This window comes from Microbacterium sp. XT11, from assembly GCF_001513675.1.
Taxonomy (GTDB): Bacteria; Actinomycetota; Actinomycetes; order Actinomycetales; family Microbacteriaceae; genus Microbacterium.
The window spans coordinates 2501799-2520379 of sequence record NZ_CP013859.1; the positions used below are offsets into that span (position 1 = coordinate 2501799).

General features: G+C 68.7%; 12 protein-coding genes. 6 read left to right on the forward strand and 6 right to left on the reverse strand.

Features of this window, described 5'->3' with window-relative positions; all coding sequences use genetic code 11:
• Window positions 1-33: 33 nt before the first annotated feature.
• The 3 genes from glgB to glgX form a co-directional block, all read right to left on the reverse strand.
• A complete protein-coding gene (gene glgB, locus AB663_RS11760) occupies window positions 34-2238 on the reverse strand; it encodes a 1,4-alpha-glucan branching protein GlgB (RefSeq protein ID WP_067199186.1) in 2205 nt (734 codons plus the stop codon).
• Window positions 2235-4307 carry an alpha-1,4-glucan--maltose-1-phosphate maltosyltransferase gene (locus tag AB663_RS11765; protein ID WP_198147863.1) on the reverse strand — a complete coding sequence of 691 codons (2073 nt, stop codon included), beginning with the start codon at window positions 4305-4307 and terminating at the stop codon, window positions 2235-2237. Before AB663_RS11765 ends, glgB begins: the two co-directional genes overlap by 4 nt.
• Before the next feature lie 61 nt (window positions 4308-4368).
• A complete protein-coding gene (glgX, locus tag AB663_RS11770; RefSeq protein WP_067199188.1) occupies window positions 4369-6441 on the reverse strand; it encodes a glycogen debranching protein GlgX in 2073 nt (690 codons plus the stop codon).
• A gap of 106 nt (window positions 6442-6547) precedes the next feature.
• Between glgX and AB663_RS11775 the strand changes: the two genes are divergently transcribed.
• The 3 genes from AB663_RS11775 to ligA are packed head-to-tail and all read left to right on the forward strand — an operon-like array spanning window position 6548 to window position 11201.
• A complete protein-coding gene (locus tag AB663_RS11775) occupies window positions 6548-7738 on the forward strand; it encodes a cysteine desulfurase family protein (protein ID WP_067199191.1) in 1191 nt (396 codons plus the stop codon).
• Between the two features lie 9 nt (window positions 7739-7747).
• Complete coding sequence (gene mnmA / locus AB663_RS11780) at window positions 7748-8845, forward strand: tRNA 2-thiouridine(34) synthase MnmA (protein WP_083511228.1); 1098 nt, start codon at window positions 7748-7750, stop codon at window positions 8843-8845.
• A 37-nt stretch (window positions 8846-8882) separates the two neighbouring features.
• Complete coding sequence (ligA, locus tag AB663_RS11785; protein WP_067199198.1) at window positions 8883-11201, forward strand: NAD-dependent DNA ligase LigA; 2319 nt, start codon at window positions 8883-8885, stop codon at window positions 11199-11201.
• 21 nt (window positions 11202-11222) lie between these two features.
• Here ligA and AB663_RS11790 read toward each other — a convergent pair whose 3' ends face one another.
• From AB663_RS11790 to AB663_RS11800, 3 genes are all read right to left on the reverse strand, one after another.
• The gene (locus AB663_RS11790; RefSeq protein WP_067199201.1) at window positions 11223-11504 is read right to left on the reverse strand and encodes an acylphosphatase; all 282 of its coding nucleotides are present in this window, start codon (window positions 11502-11504) and stop codon (window positions 11223-11225) included.
• An 82-nt stretch (window positions 11505-11586) separates the two neighbouring features.
• Entirely contained in the window at window positions 11587-13440 is a 1854-nt protein-coding gene (locus AB663_RS11795) for a DEAD/DEAH box helicase (RefSeq protein ID WP_067199205.1), read from the reverse strand.
• A 45-nt stretch (window positions 13441-13485) separates the two neighbouring features.
• Window positions 13486-15186, reverse strand: a complete 1701-nt coding sequence (locus AB663_RS11800) for a long-chain-fatty-acid--CoA ligase (protein WP_067202665.1) — start codon at window positions 15184-15186, stop codon at window positions 13486-13488.
• Between the two features lie 38 nt (window positions 15187-15224).
• Here AB663_RS11800 and gatC point away from each other — a divergent pair, with 38 nt between their 5' ends.
• From gatC to gatB, 3 genes are read left to right on the forward strand one after another with little or no spacing between them, the layout of a single operon-like run.
• Window positions 15225-15524, forward strand: coding sequence for an Asp-tRNA(Asn)/Glu-tRNA(Gln) amidotransferase subunit GatC (gatC, locus tag AB663_RS11805; protein WP_083511229.1), 300 nt, complete (start codon window positions 15225-15227; stop codon window positions 15522-15524).
• Window positions 15521-17065, forward strand: a complete 1545-nt coding sequence (gatA, locus tag AB663_RS11810) for an Asp-tRNA(Asn)/Glu-tRNA(Gln) amidotransferase subunit GatA (protein WP_067199211.1) — start codon at window positions 15521-15523, stop codon at window positions 17063-17065. Before gatC ends, gatA begins: the two co-directional genes overlap by 4 nt.
• Window positions 17065-18579, forward strand: a complete 1515-nt coding sequence (gene gatB, locus AB663_RS11815) for an Asp-tRNA(Asn)/Glu-tRNA(Gln) amidotransferase subunit GatB (RefSeq protein ID WP_067199215.1) — start codon at window positions 17065-17067, stop codon at window positions 18577-18579. Before gatA ends, gatB begins: the two co-directional genes overlap by 1 nt.
• The last annotated feature ends 2 nt before the right edge of the window (window positions 18580-18581 follow it).

The following is an 18581-nucleotide window of genomic DNA, read 5'->3' on the forward strand; positions in this document are numbered from 1 at the left end:
CGATGCGCCCGGGTCTCCGGGCGCATCGATCACTCACCCGTGGTTGACGGTGGGGACGTGCGGCTCTCCCTGGTACCGCAACCAGATGGTCGAGAGAGCGGGAAGGGTGAGCGTCGCCGTCGGAGCGCCGCCGTCGGCGGCGACCGCGACCACCATCCCGAGGTTGCCCGATCCGCGACCGCCGAACTCTGCGGCATCCGAGTTGAGGATCTCGTTCCACACCCCTTCACGGGGGAGCTCGAGCCGGTATCCGCCGCGCTCCACCCCGGCGAAGTTGCTGACGACCACGAGCCGCCCGCCGTGCGCGTCACGGCGTTCGAACGCGATCACGGTCGGGTCCCAGGAGGGCCCGCCGATCCGGCTGAAGGACGACCCGTCGTTGTCCCGCTCCCAGAGCGGCGCCTGCGCCCGGTACGTCCGGTTCAGCGCGCCGACGAAGCTCTGCAGCTGTGCGTGCGACGGCTGGTCGAGGAGCCACCAGTCCAGCTCCCGTGACTCCGACCATTCGGCGAGCTGACCGAACTCCTGCCCCATGAAGAGCAGCTTCTTGCCGGGGTGACCCCACATGTAGGCGAGGTATGCGCGCACGTTGGCCAGCTTGTGCCAGTGGTCACCCGGCATCTTCGACAGGAGGCTGCCTTTGCCGTGGACCACCTCGTCGTGGCTGATGGGGAGCAGATAGTTCTCGCCGAACGCATAGACGAACGAGAACGTCATCTCTCCTTCATGGTGCGCGCGATACATCGGATCGCGCTCGATGTACTGGAGCGAGTCGTTCATCCACCCCATGTTCCACTTGAACCCGAACCCGAGTCCTGCATGGTCGGTCGGCGCGGTGACGCCGGGGAACGAGGTCGACTCCTCGGCGATCATGAGGATGCCCGGGTGCAAGCGGTACGCCGTGGCGTTCACCTCCTGCAGGAACCGGATCGCCTCCAGGTTCTCGCGCCCGCCGTGGATGTTGGGCTCCCATTCGCCCGGTTTGCGGGAGTAGTCGAGGTACAGCATCGAGGCCACGGCGTCGACGCGCAGCCCATCCACGTGGAACTCGCTCAGCCAGTAGAGAGCGTTCGCCACGAGGAAGCCCCTGACCTCGGGGCGTCCGTAGTCGAAGATGAGCGTCCCCCAGTCCTGGTGTTCGCCGCGCCGCGGGTCAGGATGCTCGTAGAGCGCCTGACCGTCGAATCGGGCGAGCGCGAATCCGTCCTTCGGGAAGTGACCGGGAACCCAGTCCATGATCACGCCGATGCCGGCCTGGTGCAGCCGGTCGATGAGGTAGCGCAGGTCGTCGGGGGAGCCGAAGCGGCTCGTGGGCGCGTAGTACCCCGACACCTGGTATCCCCATGACCCGCCGAACGGATGCTCCGCCAAGGGCATGAACTCGACGTGGGTGAACCCGGCTTCCTTTACGTGCGCGATCAGCGGATCCGCGATGTCGCGGTACCCGAGTCCTTGACGCCACGAGCCGAGGTGAACCTCGTACACCGACAGCGGCTGCGCGACGGCGTGAGTCGCCGCCCTGCGCGTCATCCACGCGGCATCCGACCACGAGTACGACGAGTTCGTGACCACGGACGCGGTCTCGGGCGGAACCTGGGCGAGCTGCGCCATGGGGTCGGCTTTCAGGATCCACGCACCGGAGCGCGTGCGGATCTCGTATTTGTAGACGGCGCCAGGCCCCAGGTCGGGGATGAAGAGCTCCCAGATCCCGCTGACCCCCATGGAGCGCATCGCGTGCGTCTCGCCGTTCCACCCGTTGTGGTCGCCGACGACGCGTACCGCGGTGGCGTTCGGCGCCCACACGGCGAATGCCACACCGCTGTCGCCGTCGATGGTCCGCGGATGCGCGCCCAGCACCTCCCACAGGCGTTCGTGACGGCCCTCGGCGATGAGGTGGAGATCGAGCTCGCCGAGCGTCGGCAGGTGGCGATACGGATCGCCGGTGACGTGCTCTTCGCCGCCCTCGTAGGACGTGGCGATCCGATAGGCGACGGGGGGACCGTCGTGCTGAGCCTCCCAGATGCCGTGCGCCACGTGCTGCAGGTCGAGCCGAGTGCCGTCGCGGAACACGGCCGCCACCGAGGCGGCCAACGGTCGTCGCACTCGGATCAGCGTCATCGTGCGGTCGGCCGCGTCGACGAAGGGATGCGCCCCCAGCACCGAGTGCGGGTCGTGGTGGGAGGCCGCCGCGACGGCCGACCATTCGGAGGATGACGTGACGTCTTCCACGTAGCTCATGATCGCTCCCTAACCTTGAGGATGTGCACCGGCTCGGCGAACGCGTCGAGGCGCACGTAGTTGTGATCGGTCCAGGTCCAGACCGATCCGGTGAGGAGGTCTTCGACCTCGAAGGGCTCACCGGGCGGCACACCCCACACCGATGTGTCGAGATGCACCGTCGTCTCGCGCACGGAGTGCGGATCCACGTTCGCGACGACGATGATCGTGTCGTTCGATCCGGTTCCCGTGAAGGCCGCGTCGAGGTGCTTGCTGTACACCAGGATCGCGTCGTCATCACTCCAGTGCAGCGAGAGATTGCGCAGCTGCGACAGCGCGGGGTGCTCTCGGCGGATCTGGTTCAGGCGTCGCAGCAGCGGGGCCAGCGAGTCGCCCGCGTCCTCGGCTGCATCCCAGTCGCGGAACTTGTACTCGTACTTCTCGTTGTCGATGTTCTCCTCGGAACCGGGCCGCGCGACGTTCTCGAACAGCTCGTACCCGGCGTAGACGCCGTACACCGGGGCTGCGGTGGCCGCGATGCAGGCGCGGATGCGGTACGCCGCCCTTCCTCCGAACTGCAGGTACTCGGTGAGGATGTCGTGCGTGTTCACGAAGAGGTTAGGTCGCATGTAGTCGCACGTCTCGTGCGAGATGGAGCCGAGGAACTCCTCGAGTTCGGCTTTGGTGTTGCGCCACGTGAAGTAGCTGTAGCTCTGTTGGAATCCGACCGCCGCCAGCGCGCGCATCACGGCTGGTCGGGTGAAGGCCTCCGCGAGGAAGATCACGTCCGGATCCTCCGCGTTGACCTCCGCGATCAGCCACTCCCAGAACTGCAGCGGCTTCGTGTGCGGGTTGTCGACGCGGAAGATCTTCACGCCCTGGGAGACCCAGTACCGGACGATGCGGAGCATCTCGCGGTAGATGCCCTCCGGATCGTTGTCGAAATTCAGGGGGTAGATGTCCTGGTACTTCTTCGGGGGGTTCTCGGCGTACGCGATCGTCCCGTCGGGCAGCGTGGTGAACCATTCCGGATGCTCGGCCACCCAGGGATGATCGGGTGAGGCCTGCAGTGCGAGGTCGAGGGCGACCTCGAGTCCTTCCTTGCGCGCAGCGCGCACGAACGCACGGAAATCCGCCGCGGTGCCGAGGTCGGGGTGGACCGCGTCGTGACCGCCCTCGGGCGCGCCGATGGCGTACGGGGATCCGGGGTCGCCCGGCTCCGCGGTGAGTGTGTTGTTGCGTCCTTTGCGGTTGGTCGTGCCGATCGGGTGGATGGGCACGAGGTACACGACGTCGAAGCCCATGGCGGCGACTCCGGGCAGGCGTTTGGCTGCGGTCCGGAACGTGCCGCTCTTGACCGAGCCGTCCTTCAGCCGCCTGGCCCCCTCTGACCGCGGGAAGAGTTCGTACCAGGCACCGACGCCGGCCGTGGTTCTTTCGACCAGTAGCGGGCGGGATGACGAGGATGAGCGGAGCGTGGTGACGGGGCGCTCCCGGAAGACGGCCGCGAGCTCGGCATCCGTCGAAGCGGAGAGTGCCGCTGCGGCATCGCCGCTCCGCAGGGTTTCTGCGCGGCGCGACAGCATCTTGCGCTGTGCGGCGGGCCGGTCTCGCTCACCGGCAGCCCGAGCGAGGAGAGCCGCTCCGAGGGCTGCCATGACCTCCACATCCACGCCCGCCGCGACCTTGAGCTCGGCGGCGTGCGCCCAGGTGGCGAAGTCATCGGAGAACGCCTCGAAGCGGAACGTCCAGGCGCCCTGCGCGTCGAGCGCGACCCGGGTGTGCCAGCGATCGGTGCCGTCGGCGCGTGCGTCCATCCGGTGGAGGCTCTCGCTGCCGTCAGGGGCGGTGAGCCGGAGCTGTACGCCGATGAGGTCGTGGCCCTCGCGGAATGCGACGACGCTGAACGGCACGACTTCGCCGACGAACGCCTTCGGCGTATAGTCCCCAGGCACGCGCGGGGTCCCGTCGAGCAGGGGGATGCGGGTCGTACGCAGGCCCCTGTCGTCTGCGCCATCGCCGAGCGGACGCAGCGGGATCTCGGAAGGGCTCCGGAAAGCCGGGGGTCGGGTACTCGCACGTGCAGCCACATCCCGAATGTACCGCTCCCCGGTCGGCGCGGGTAGCGGCGTGGCGGGGCGTCGGCGCGTGCTATTCGACGCGGAACAGACGCATCGACGTACCCGGGATCGGCAGCACGTCGCCCGGGGCGAAGACCTCCTCGTCATCGGACGGGCGTTCCTCGGCGCTCGACCACAGCGACACGAACCGCGTAGCGCCGTCGAGGTCCTCCGGAAGACGCACGTCGATCGGAGACTCCGTGCCGTGCACGATCAGGAGGATGCGGTTGGCGGGCTCGCGATCGGGCGTCGACGCGGCGACATACTGCAGCGTGCGGTTACCCGGGTCGTTCCACTGATCGCTCTCCATCGTCTCGCCGTTCTGGTCGTACCAGTCCATGACGGACGCGTTGGGGATGTGTTCCCCGAGCCGCGCATAGCGGCTCGGACGCAGGGCAGGGTTCTCCCCGCGCAGCCGGATCAGCCGCGCGACGTGCGAACGCAGATCGTCCTGCCACGGCTCGAAATCCCACGACAGCCACGTGAGCGCGGAGTCCTGCGCATACGCGTTGTTGTTGCCGCGCTGGGTGCGTCCCACCTCGTCGCCGGCGGTGAGCATGGGGATGCCCGCGGACAGCAGGAGGGTGCCGAGCAGGTTGCGCATGGCCTTGCGTCGTGCGGCGAGCACCGCAGGGTCGTCGGTGGGCCCTTCGACGCCATGGTTGAAGGAACGGTTCATGTCGGCGCCGTCGCGGTTGTGCTCGCCGTTGGCCTCGTTGTGCTTGACGTCGTACGACACCAGGTCGTGCAGCGTGAAGCCATCGTGCGCCGTGACGTAGTTGATGCTCGCAAGGGGGCCGCGGTCTTCCGAGAAGGTGTTCGACGATCCGGCGAGTCGCGTCGCGAAGCCGCCGATGCCGACGGGAGCGGATGCGCGTCGGGCATAGTCGATGTCGCTGAGCCAGAAGTTCCGCACCCGGTCGCGGTAGCGGTCGTTCCACTCATGCCACCCCGCCGGGAAGTTGCCGGTCTGCCAACCGCCGAGGCCCACATCCCACGGCTCCGCGATCAGCTTCGTGTCGGCGAGCACGGGGTCGTTCGCGATCGCGCGCAGGAGCGGGTGCTCGCGGTCGTACGAGTGGCCGGCGTCGCGCGCGATGGCTGTGGCGAGATCGAACCGGAAACCGTCGATCTGCATGTCCTCCGCCCAGTACCGCAGGGAGTCGAGAACGAGACGCGCTGCGGCATCCGTGGCGGTGTTCAGCGTGTTGCCACAGCCCGTCGTGTCGATGTACGCACCGTTGGGCTCCTGCCGGTAGTACCCGGCGTTGTCGATGCCGCGCAGACTCCATCGCGGTCCGCCCAGCCCCTCTTCGGCGGTGTGGTTGTACACGACGTCGAGGATCACCTCGAGACCGGCCTCGTGGAGCAGCCGCACCATGCCCTTGAACTCGGCGAGCACGGCCTCGGGACCGCCCTTGCGCGCCTCCTCGGTCGCGTACGCCGCATGCGGCGTGAAGAAGTTGAGGGTGTTGTAGCCCCAGTAGTTCGACAGCCCGCGCTCGAGAAGCCGGGGCTCGGACACGAACGCCTGTACGGGAAGCAGCTCGATCGAGGTGATGCCGAGGCTGTGGAAGTACTCGATCATTGCAGGATGCGCGAGTCCCGCATACGTTCCGTGAAGCGCCGGCGGGACGTCCGGATGCCGCTTGGTCATCCCCTTGAGATGGCCCTCGTAGAGCACCGTGCGGTCGAGCGGCACCCGCGGCTTGCGCGACTCGCCCCAGTCGAAGCCGTCGACGATCACGACGGAGCGCCACTCCTCGTAGCCGTCGCCCTGTGCCAGGCCGCGCGCATACGGGTCGATGAGCAGGGTCTCGGGATTGAAGGTGTTGCCGGGGCCGTGCGGCCCGCCGACGCGCAGCGCATAGCGGACCCCCGGTTGCAGAAGGGGAGTGGTCACCTCCCACACCCCGCCGGGAAGGCGCTCGAGCCCGGTCTGGTCGGTGACCCAGTCGAGGTCGGTCGAGTCGAAGACCACGAGTTCGACCGACGACGCGTTCTGGGACCAGACGCGGAGTGTGCCGACACCGTCGTGCAGGCGCACGCCGAGATTGTCGAGGGCGGAGCCCCCGGGCACGCTGAAGTCTCTGGACACGGGCATGAGTACACACTAAAGGGATGTGATCGAGTCGCACGACAGCGCGCACTCGGTTCCAGATGTCTGCGCGGCGGGCGCCGGTTCGCGGAAAGTGGGGGAGAGTAGAGGGATGCGGCATTATCTCGACCACGCGGCGACGACTCCGTTGCGCCCCGAGGCGCGTGACGCCTGGCTGGCGGCCACCGAGGTGGTCGGGAACGCGTCGTCGACGCACGGTGCGGGGCAGGACGCCCGGCGTCTGCTCGAGGGATCGCGTGAGCGCGTCGCCGCCGCCCTCGACTGCGATCCCATCGAGGTCGTGTTCACGTCGGGCGGCACCGAGTCGATCAACCTCGCCCTGCAGGGCCTGTGGAGCTCACGTGACGACGGAGCAGACGCGATCGTGATGCCGGATGCCGAGCACCACGCCACCATGGAGACGGTCTCCGCCCTGGTGAAGGCCGGCGCCGTTCTCCGGCCGGTGCCCGTCGACCCGACCGCCCGTATCCCCGTCCCGGACTTCGCGCGGGCGCTCCCCGGAGCCGCCCTGTCGACGGCCCTCATCGCCAACAACGAATCGGGCACCGTGAACGACGCGCCCGCACTGGCCGCGGCCGCCGCCGCTCAGGCCGTTCCGCTGCATCTGGATGCCGTGGCGGCGCTCGGGCACGTTCCGCTCTCGTTCCGGTCGCTGAGAGGCGACGCACCGTCCGGCGCCGGCCTCGTCGCGCTGAGCGCCGCTGGTCACAAGATCGGCGCACCAGTGGGGGTGGGGGTGCTGGTCGTCGCGCGCAGCGCCCGCATCGCCGCTCTGCTGCACGGCGGTGCCCAGCAGCGCGGACTGCGCGCAGGGAGCCAGGACGTCGCCGGTGCCGCAGCCTTCGCGGCCGCTCTCGACCTCGCGATCGGAGAACGGGAGGGTGAAGCGACGCGCCTCGGTGCGTTGCGCGACAGGCTCGTCGCCGGCATCCGCTCGGTCGTGCCGAACGCGGAGGTCCTCGGACATCCGGAGCACAGACTGCCCGGAACCGCGCACGTCCTCTTCCCCGGCGCGGTGGGGGAGAGCCTGCTGTTCCTCCTCGACATGGCAGGCATCGCCGCATCGACGGGGTCGGCGTGCCAGGCAGGGGTGGCTGAGCCGTCGCACGTCGTGATGGCGATGGGACGCAGCGAACAGGACGCCAGGAGCGTGCTGAGGTTCTCGCTCGGGCGCACCAGCACCGACGCCGACGTCGACGCGGTCATCGCGACCATCGGCGATGCGTATGCGAGGGCCTCTGGGAACCGGACGTCCGGAGCCCGCACAGGCGGCCGCTCGTAGACTGGACTCATGCGGATTCTTGCGGCCATGAGCGGCGGCGTCGACTCGGCCGTCGCGGCGGCGCGCGCGGTCGACGCCGGGCACGATGTCGTCGGCGTGCACCTCGCTCTGTCTCGCGCAGGCGGAACGCTGCGCACGGGCAGTCGCGGGTGCTGCACGATCGAGGACGCGCTGGATGCGCGCAGGGCGGCCGACCTGCTGGGAATACCGTTCTACGTGTGGGACTTCTCCGAGCGGTTCCGCGACGATGTGATCGCGGACTTCGTGTCGGAGTATCAGGCAGGACGCACGCCGAACCCGTGCATGCGGTGCAACGAGAAGATCAAGTTCGCGGCGCTGCTCGAGCGCGCGCTCGAGCTCGGGTTCGACGCGGTCTGCACCGGGCACTACGCCACGCTCGTGGACGGACCGTCCGGGCTCGAGCTGCATCGCGCGGCGGACGACGCGAAGGATCAGTCGTATGTGCTGGGCGTGCTGACGGCGGAGCAGCTCGCGCACACTTATTTCCCCCTCGGCACCACGCCGTCGAAGGCCCTGGTGCGTGCGGAGGCCGCCGAGCGGGGTCTCACCGTCGCCCAGAAGCCGGACAGCCATGACATCTGCTTCATCCCGGACGGCGACACACGTGGGTGGCTCGCCGAGAAGGTCGGCATGGCGGAGGGCGACATCGTCGACCGTGACGGTGCCGTCGTCGGTCGTCACGACGGTGCCCACGGCTACACCGTGGGACAGCGCAGGGGGCTGAAGCTGGGCGTACCCGCACCCGACGGCAAGCCGCGCTTCGTCCTGGAGGTGCGCCCGGTGTCGAACACGGTGGTCGTGGGGCCGAAGGAGGCGCTTGCGATCGGCGAGATCTCCGGGGCGAGGTTCAGCTGGGCCGGCGCTGCGCCGGTCGAAGCCGAGTTCGCATGCGACGTCCAGATCCGTGCGCACGCCGAACCCGTAGCCGCTCGCGCCTTCGTGCAGGACGACGGCGTCCGGGTGATCCCGGACGTGCCGCTCGACGGCGTCGCGCCAGGGCAGACCGCCGTGCTGTATGTCGGTACGCGCGTGCTCGGTCAGTTCACGATCGACCGCACCGTCTCGGCGCTTCCCGTCAGCGCGTGACCGCAGGGATGTCGTACCCCGCTCGTAGACTGGCGGGGTGCCGGAGAACATCTCGCTGGAAGACGCCCGTACCGAGGCCGAGGAGCTGACCGCCCGCATCCTCGACGCCAAGGAGGCCTACTACGGCCGCGACACGTCGCTCGTCGACGACGCGACGTACGACGGGTGGATGCGCCGTCTCGAGGAGCTCGAGCGGCTTCATCCCGAGCTCCAAGGACAGGACTCGCCGACGCAGATGGTCGGCGCGGCCGAGGTCACAGGGCTCGCCACGATCGAGCATGCCGAGCGGATGCTCAGCCTCGACAACGTCTTCTCCGTGGAAGAACTGCGCGAGTGGGCGGCCAAGACCAGAGCCGCGGCCGGACGTGACGTCGCGTGGCTCACCGAGCTGAAGATCGACGGTCTCGCGATCAACCTCCGCTACGAGAAGGGCGTGCTGACCTCCGCGGCGACCCGCGGAGACGGGCGTGTCGGCGAGATCGTGACCGAGAACGCCCTGCGTCTGCCGATGATCCCCGAGCGGCTGAGCGGAACAGGGCATCCCGACGTCGTCGAGGTGCGGGGTGAGGTGTTCATCCCGGTAGCCGCGTTCGAACGGCTCAACGCTGCGCAGGCCCAATTCCGCGAGCGCGCGTATGCCGATGCGCTCGCACGGTGGGAGTCGCGCCCCGGCGCGAAGAAACCGTTCGACGAGGAGAAGGCCAAGGCCGCCGCGGCTCGGCGATTCCCGGCCTTCGCCAACCCGCGCAACGCCGCCAGCGGTGGGCTGCGTCAGCAGATCGACAAGAAGGACGGTCTCGAACTCGAGGCCGGGCTGCTGCGCATCGACTCGCTCGCCCTGTACGTGCACGGGATCGGCGCCTGGTCGAACCCGCCTGTGGCCGCGCAGAGCGAGGTGTACGGGCTTCTCGCCGAATGGGGGCTCCCTACGAGCCCGCACACGAAGGTCTGTTCGTCGATCGACGAGGTGGTCTCCTTCGTCGAGTACTACGGCGAACACCGTCACGACATCGAGCACGAGCTCGACGGGATCGTGGTGAAGGTCGACGAGCTGGAGCTCCATGACGAGCTCGGCGCGACCAGTCGCGCCCCGCGATGGGCGATCGCATACAAGTACCCGCCTGAGGAAGTCCAGACACGGCTCCTCGACATCGTGGTGTCGGTCGGACGCACGGGGCGCGCCACCCCGTTCGCCGTGATGGAGCCTGCGCACGTCGCCGGTTCGGTCGTGCGACAGGCCACACTGCACAACAAAGACGTCGTGAAGGCCAAGGGGGTCCTCATCGGCGACACCGTCGTGCTCCGCAAGGCGGGGGATGTGATCCCTGAGGTGCTCGGGCCCGTCGCCGAGAAGCGCGACGGCACGGAGCGCGAGTTCGTCATGCCCGCGGATTGCCCGGAGTGCGGCACCCCGCTGCGCCCCATGAAGGAAGGCGACATCGACCTGCGGTGCCCCAACGCGCGTTCGTGCCCGGCACAGGTCCGGGGTCGCGTCGAGCACATCGGCTCGCGCGGAGCCCTCGACATCGAGGCCCTGGGTGAGGTCACTGCCGCGGCGCTCACGCAGCCCACGACGCCCGCTGTGCCTCCTCTCCAAACGGAGGCGGGCCTTTTCGCTCTCACGATCGACCAGCTCGTGCCGATCGAGGTCGTCGTCCGTGACGCCGAGACAGGCCTTCCGAAGGAAGACGACGACGGGATCGTGAAGACCAGGTCGCCGTTCCGGCGCAACCCCAGCGCTGCCGAGAAGAAGGCCGGTGTCACAGGGCCGCAGCCTTCGGCGCAGGCGCTCACGCTGCTCGCCGAGCTCGAGAAGGCGAAGACCAAGGAGCTGTGGCGACTGCTCGTCGCGCTGAACATCCGCCACGTCGGTCCGGTGGCTGCGCGAGCGCTCGCCCAGTGGTTCGGCTCACTGGACGCGATCAGGGCGGCGTCCCGTGAAGAGCTCGCAGCCGTCGAGGGCGTTGGTGGCATCATCGCCGACTCGCTCATCGACTGGTTCGGGGTCGATTGGCACCAGGAGATCGTGCGGCAGTGGGCCGAGGCCGGCGTGCAGTGGGCGACGCCGGGACACCCGGGACCGGGTGCGGCCGTCGCCCAAGGAGGCGTCCTCGAGGGTCTCACCGTCGTGGCCACCGGTTCCCTCGAGGGGTACACGCGGGAAGGGGCTCAAGAGGCGATCATCAAGGCCGGCGGCAAGGCCGCATCGAGCGTGTCGAAGAAGACCGACTTCGTTGCCGCCGGACCCGGCGCGGGCTCCAAGCTCGCCAAGGCCGAAGAGCTCGGCATCCGCATCCTCGATGCGGCGCAGTTCCATCTTCTGGTCACGGAGGGACCAGCCGCGCTCGACGGGTGACCCCACGTCAGCCGACGGCGGTCATACGGTCGAGCGCACTTCGAACCTGTCCGGTGGCGACGAGGGAACGGCCATGTCGACGACGGTGAGCGATGCCACGTCGGCATGCGGGGGTCCCGTCCGCAGCATCCGCACCACGGCGGCGAGGTCTTCGGCTGTGCCGTGGAGCTCGGCTTCGACGCTTCCGTCACGCCGGTTCCGCACCCATCCCGTGACGCCGTGTGCCTCGGCGGCGTCGCGCGTGAACCATCGGAAGCCCACACCCTGAACGACACCGGTGATGCTGATCAGCTGTGCGGGCATCCGTTCCTCCTCGTCGGCGTGTGCGCGGTCTCTGCACAGTCAGCCTGTGCTGCAGGCTCCCGTTCCCTCAGCTCCGGCGCAGTCAGCCCTTGTGCCGGGGCTTGCGGAACGGCTTCCCCGCACGATCGTCGCGTCGGGGAGGTTCGTCCCGCCGGAATCGATCGCCGTCGGTGCGCGGCGCACGGTCTCCGTGCGATGGCCGACCCCGTCGATCGTGACGCTCTCCGTCTCGGCGTGCGCCGCCACGTGCGCCGCGGTCGGGGGCGATCTCGATGAGACGACCGGAGATCCGCGTGTCGCGGAGCTTGTGCAGCACCGCGGGGTCGAGATTGGCCGGCAGCTCGACGATGGAGAAGTCGGGTCGGATGGTGATGGCACCGAAGTCGTCGCGGCCGAGACCGCCTTCGTTCGCGAGTGCGCCGACGATCTGCCGCGGCTCGACGCGGTGGCGCCGCCCGACCTCGATGCGATACGCCGCGTAGTCACCGCGCCCGCGTCGCTCGGACCTCGGCTCGCGGGGCTCGCGCGCCGCACGCTCCTGCTGGGGACGGTTGTCGTACGCGACCGCCTTGGACAGCGGGTCGTCGGCGGGGTCGAGAAGCAGCGGCGTATCGCCCTGGGCGACGACCGCGAGCGCTGCGGCGACGTCGGCCTCCGGCACGTCGTGATGGCGCACGTAATGCGCGATGATGTCGCGGAACTTCTCGATGCGCTCGGTCTCCGCCAGCGCCGTCGTGATGGCGTCATCGAAGCGCGCGAGCCGCGTCATGTTGACGTCCTCCGTGCTCGGCAGCTGCATCTGCGTGGGCTGCTGACGCGTGGCCTTCTCGATGTGCTTGAGCAGGTAGCGCTCGCGCGGCGTGATGAAGCTGATCGCGTCACCCGTGCGGCCGGCGCGGCCTGTGCGGCCGATGCGGTGCACGTACGACTCGGTGTCGGTGGGGATGTCGAAGTTCACGACGTGGCTGATGCGCTCGACGTCGAGGCCACGGGCCGCCACGTCGGTGGCGACGAGGATGTCGAGCTTGCCGTCCTTGAGCTGGTTCACGCTGCGCTCGCGCTGCACCTGCGGCACGTCGCCGTTGATCGCGGCGGCCGAGTAGCCGCGGGCGCGCAGCTTCTCGGCGAGCGTCTCCGTCTCGTTCTTGGTGCGGACGAACACGATCATCCCGTCGAAGTTCTCCACCTCGAGGATCCGGGTGAGCGCATCGACCTTCTGCGCGTACGACACGACGAGGTAGCGCTGGGTGATGTTCGTGTTCGTGGCGGTCTTGGACTTGATGGTGATCTCTTCGGGATCGCGCAGGTACTGCTGCGCGAGGCGCCGGATCTGCGGCGGCATGGTCGCGGAGAACAGGGCGACCTGCTTCTCGGTCGGCGTCTGCGCGAGGATCTGCTCGACGTCTTCAGCGAAGCCCATCTTCAGCATCTCGTCTGCCTCGTCGAGCACGAGGTACTGCAGCTCGGAGAGGTCGAGCGTGCCCTTGGCGAGGTGGTCCATGATGCGACCGGGGGTGCCGACGATCACGTGCACGCCGCGACGCAGGGCCGACAGCTGCACACCGTACCCTTGCCCGCCGTACACCGGCAGGACGTGGACGCCCTTCATACGGGCTGCGTACGCCTCGAAGGCCTCGCACACCTGCAGGGCGAGCTCGCGGGTGGGTGCCAGCACGAGCGCCTGAGGCGTCTTCTGCGACAGATCGAGCCGCTCCAGCACCGGCAGCGCGAAGGCCGCCGTCTTGCCGGTTCCCGTCTGGGCCATGCCGACCACGTCGCGCCCCGAGAGGAGAGTGGGGATCGTGGCGGCCTGAATCGGCGAGGGGGACTCGTAGCCCAGATCCTTGATGGCCTTGAGGACGGCTCCGGTGATTCCGAGCTCCTCGAATCCGGGTGTCGAGGGGGAGTCGGTGGGTGCAGCGTCTTCTTCAGTCACTGACCAAGGGTAGCGTCTCGGTGGACGCCGCGCCTGGGGGTGTTGTCAGGAACCACTTGTCAGAGCGAGCAGCTTCTCCTTGACCTGACGTCGGAGAACCTTGCCGATGAGCGATTTCGGCAGCTCGTCGACGACGAAGACTCGTCGCGGCACCTTGTATGGCGTGAGGATGCCGCGCGCGAACTCTCGGATCGACTCGACGTCCACGTCGCGAGAGCCGTCGACGACGATCGCAGCGACGACCTCCTCGCCCGAGTGGTCGCTCGGAAGCCCGACGACGGCCGCGTCCGAGACGTCCGGATGCTGGCGCAGCGCGTTCTCGACCTCGGTCGGCGCGACGTTGAAGCCGCCCGTGATGATGAGCTCCTTGATGCGGTCGACGATGCGCACGAACCCGCCGTCGTCGATCGTGACGATGTCGCCGGTGCGGAACCATCCGTCGACGAACACCGCCTCCGTCTCCTCCGGTTTGCCGTAGTAGCCGGAGAAGACCTGCGGGCCGCGCACGAGGAGCTCGCCCGCCGACCCGGCAGGGACGTCCTCGGCAGGGTTCTCTGGATCAACGACGCGGCACTCGGTCCCGGGCAACGGCAGGCCGACGGTGCCGGGGACGCGGTTGTCCGCAACGGGGTTCGCCATCAGCACGGGGGAGCACTCGCTGAGGCCGTAACCCTCCACGAGGTAGCCGCGGGTCGCCTTCTCGAACGGAACGACGAGCTCGTGCGGAAGCGCCATGGCGCCGGAGATGGCCACCTCGATGCCGTCGAGGGAGACGCCGGTGCGCGTGGCGGCCGAGAGCAGTCGCTCGGCGATGGGCGGCACGAGCGGGAGGAACGTCGCCGGGTGCTTCTTCACGACGTCGAGCACGAGGTCCGGGTCGAACTTCGGGAAGAGCACGAGGCGCGCTCCCATCGACATCGCGAATGTCAGGCAGAGCGTCAGACCGTATGCGTGGAACATCGGCAGGACGGCGTACACGACGCAGCCCTTGCCTCGCTGGATCGAGGGCACCCACGCGCGCGCCTGCGCGGCGTTGGCGAGCAGGTTCCGGTGCGTCAGTGACGCTCCCTTCGGAGTGCCCGTCGTGCCCGACGTGTACTGGATGATCGCAAGGTCGTCGGTGCTGGGCCTCGGGTGGGATGCCGGGATCGGCGCGGAGCCGACGAGGGACTCCCATGTCACCGTTCCGCGCACACTCTCGGTGAGCGCGGCGCGCGACTCCCTGGCCTTGGCCACAGGGAGGCGGAGCGCGACACGCGTGAGGAAAGGCATCGCCCTCGTCACATCGACCGAGATCAGGTTCGTGACGGCGAGGTCGGAGGGGAAGTCCTGCACCGTGGCGACGACCTTGTTCCACACGATCGCGTGCGTCGCTCCGTGGTCCTCGAACTGTTTGCGCAGCTCGCGCGGCGTGTACAGCGGGTTGTGCTCGACCACCACGGCGCCGAGGCGGAGCACCGCGTAGAACGCGATGATGTGCTGAGGGCAGTTCGGCAGGACGATCGCGACAGGATCTCCCGCCCGCACGCCGAGGTCCCGGAGCCCGGCCGCCGCGCGGTCGATCGACTCCTGGAGCTGCGCGTACGACGTCTCGCGCCCGAAGAACTGCAGCGCGGGAGCATCCGGGTAGTCCTTCGCCGACGCCGCGACGATGTCGATCAGTGAGCCCTCCACGGGAGCCAGATCCTCGGGGACGCCCTCGGCGTAGCTCGAGATCCAGGGACGAGGAGGGTCGTAGGTCGTCATGAGCACAGCCTATTCCGCGCCCACCGTAGACTTGAGCCGTGTCTGAAATCACCCCTGATCTTGTGCGCCATCTCGGCGTGCTCGCGCGCATCCAGCTGAACGATGACGAGGTGTCGCGGCTCACCGGCCAGCTCGACGCCATCGTCGACAACATCGCGAAGGTGTCGGAGGTGGCGACCGCCGATGTCGTCGCGACGAGCCACCCGATCCCGCTGAGCAACGTCTTCCGCCCCGACGTGGTCGGGCAGACGCTCACGCACGAGCAGGTGCTGCAGAACGCCCCGGACCAGGCGGACGGCCGGTTCCGCGTCACCGCGATCCTGGGAGAAGAGCAGTGAGTGACATCATCAGGCTGACCGCGGCGGAGCTCGCCGACAAGCTCACGTCGCGCGAGATCTCGAGCGTCGAGGCCACTCAGGCGCACCTCGACCGCATCGCAGAGGTCGACGGTGACGTCCACGCCTTCCTGCACGTGAACGAGGGCGCCCTGGCGGCTGCCGCCGACATCGACGCGCGCCGTGCGGCGGGGGAGCAGCTCGGCCCGATCGCCGGCGTGCCGCTGGCCATCAAAGACGTACTGGTCACCACCGATCAGCCGACCACCAGCGGCTCACGCATCCTCGAGGGCTACCGTTCGCCCTACGACGCGACTGTTGTCGCCCGATCCCGTGAGGCCGGTCTGGTGCCTCTCGGCAAGACCAACATGGACGAGTTCGCGATGGGTTCGTCGACCGAGCACTCCGCGTACGGCCCGACCCGTAACCCATGGGACCTCGACCGCATCCCCGGCGGCTCCGGCGGTGGGTCGGCCGCTGCCGTGGCGGCCTTCGAGGCCCCGCTCGCGCTCGGGTCCGATACGGGTGGCTCGATCCGCCAGCCGGCGCACGTCACGGGAACGGTGGGCGTCAAGCCGACCTACGGAGGCGTGAGCCGGTACGGGGCGATCGCTCTCGCCTCGAGCCTCGACCAGGTCGGTCCGGTGACCCGTACCGTGCTCGATGCAGGTCTGCTGCACGATGTCATCGGCGGACACGATCCGAAGGACTCCACCTCGCTGACCGACGCGTGGCCGTCGTTCGCCGAGGCAGCCCGTGAGGGCGCCCGCGGCGACGTGCTCAAGGGGCTCAAGGTCGGCGTGATCCGAGAGCTCCCCGACAGCGGCTTCCAGCCCGGTGTCGCCGCGTCGTTCCGCAGCGCGCTCGCGCTGATGGAGGCGCAGGGCGCGGAGATCGTCGAGATCGGCGCTCCGCACTTCGAGTACGGCGTGGCCGCGTACTACCTGATCCTCCCCGCAGAGGCGTCGAGCAACCTCGCGAAGTTCGATTCCGTGCGCTTCGGCCTGCGCGTCACGCCCGACGGCAACCCCACGGTCGAGGACGTCATGTCGGCGACGCGCGATGCGGGCTTCGGCGACGAGGTGAAGCGCCGCATCATCCTCGGCACGTACGCTCTCTCGGCGGGCTACTACGACGCGTACTACGGCAGCGCGCAGAAGGTCCGCACGCTGATCCAGCAGGACTTCGCGAACGCCTTCGCCGAGGTCGACGTGATCGCGACGCCGTCCGCGCCCACGACCGCGTTCAAGCTCGGCGAGAAGCTCGACGATCCGCTGCAGATGTACCTCAACGACATCACGACGATCCCGGTGAACCTCGCCGGCGTCCCCGGCATCTCGATTCCGAGCGGACTCGCCGACGAGGACGGGCTTCCCGTCGGCATCCAGTTCATCGCTCCGGCGCGACAGGACGCCCGTCTGTACAGGGTCGGCGCGGCTCTCGAGGCCGTGCTCATCGACTCGTGGGGTGCGCCGCTGCTCTCGAGAGCGCCGCGGTTGCTGAGCGAGCGAAGCGAGACGAAGCACGCAGGAGGGACCCGCTGATGGCCGCCGCAAAGCTCATGGACTTCGACAAGGCGCTCGAGCTCTTCGAGCCCGTGCTGGGGTTCGAGGTGCACGTCGAGCTCAACACGAACACGAAGATGTTCTCGGACGCCCCGAACCCGGCCAACGAGGCCTACCACGACGCAGCGCCCAACACGCTGATCGCTCCGGTCGATCTCGGACTTCCGGGTTCGCTCCCCGTGGTGAACGAGACGGCGGTGCGCTCGTCGATCAGTCTCGGTCTCGCGCTGGGCTGCTCGATCGCCGAGTCCAGCCGGTTCGCGCGGAAGAACTACTTCTACCCCGATCTCGGCAAGAACTACCAGATCTCGCAGTACGACGAGCCGATCGCGTTCGAGGGTTCCGTCGAGGTCGAGCTCGAGGATGGCACGCTCGTGCAGATCCCCATCGAGCGCGCGCACATGGAGGAGGACGCGGGCAAGCTGACCCACATGGGCGGCGCGACGGGGCGCATCCAGGGCGCCGAGTATTCGCTCGTCGACTACAACCGTGCCGGTGTGCCGCTCGTCGAGATCGTGACGAAGACGATCTTCGGCACGGAGCACCGTGCGCCCGAAGTGGCGAAAGCCTATGTCGCCGCGATCCGCGACATCGTCCGCGGCCTCGGCATCTCCGAGGCTCGTCTCGAGCGTGGCAACCTGCGCTGCGACGCCAACGTTTCGCTGCGCCGGCGGGGCGAGGAGAAGCTCGGAACCCGCACCGAGACGAAGAACGTGAACTCGATGCGCTCGGTGGAGCGTGCCGTGCGCTATGAGATCCAGCGGCAGGCGCAGATCCTCGCCGACGGCGGCACCATCGTGCAGGAGACGAGGCACTGGCACGAGGACACCGGCACGACGTCGCCCGGCCGCCCGAAGTCGGATGCCGACGACTACCGCTACTTCCCAGAGCCCGACCTGCTTCCCGTGCAGCCGGCGCCCGAGCTGATCGAGGAGCTCCGAGCCGCCCTGCCCGAGCAGCCCGTCGCTCGTCGCCGACGCCTCAAGGCGGAGTGGGGTTTCACGGACCTGGAGTTCCAGGACGTCCGCAACGGCGGCCTCCTCGACGAGGTCGAGGCGACGATCGCTGCAGGCGCATCGCCTGCCGCGGCACGCAAGTGGTGGACGGGCGAGATCACCCGCATCGCGAACGCGCAGGAGAAGGAAGCGGCAGATCTGGTCAGCCCGGAGAACGTCGCCGCGCTGCAGCAGCTCGTGGACGCGGGGACGCTCACCGACAAGCTGGCACGCCAGGTGCTGGAAGGCGTCATCGCCGGTGAGGGCACTCCGCAGGAGGTCGTCGACGCCCGCGGTCTCGCCGTGGTCTCTGATGACGGCGCGCTCATCGCTGCGATCGACGAGGCGTTCGCCGCACAGCCCGACGTGCTCGCGAAGATCAAGGACGGCAAGGTGCAGGCAGCCGGCGCTGTGATCGGCGCGGTGATGAAGGCGATGAAGGGCCAGGCGGATGCCGCGCGTGTGCGCGAGCTGATCCTGGAGCGTGCCGCACAGTAGTT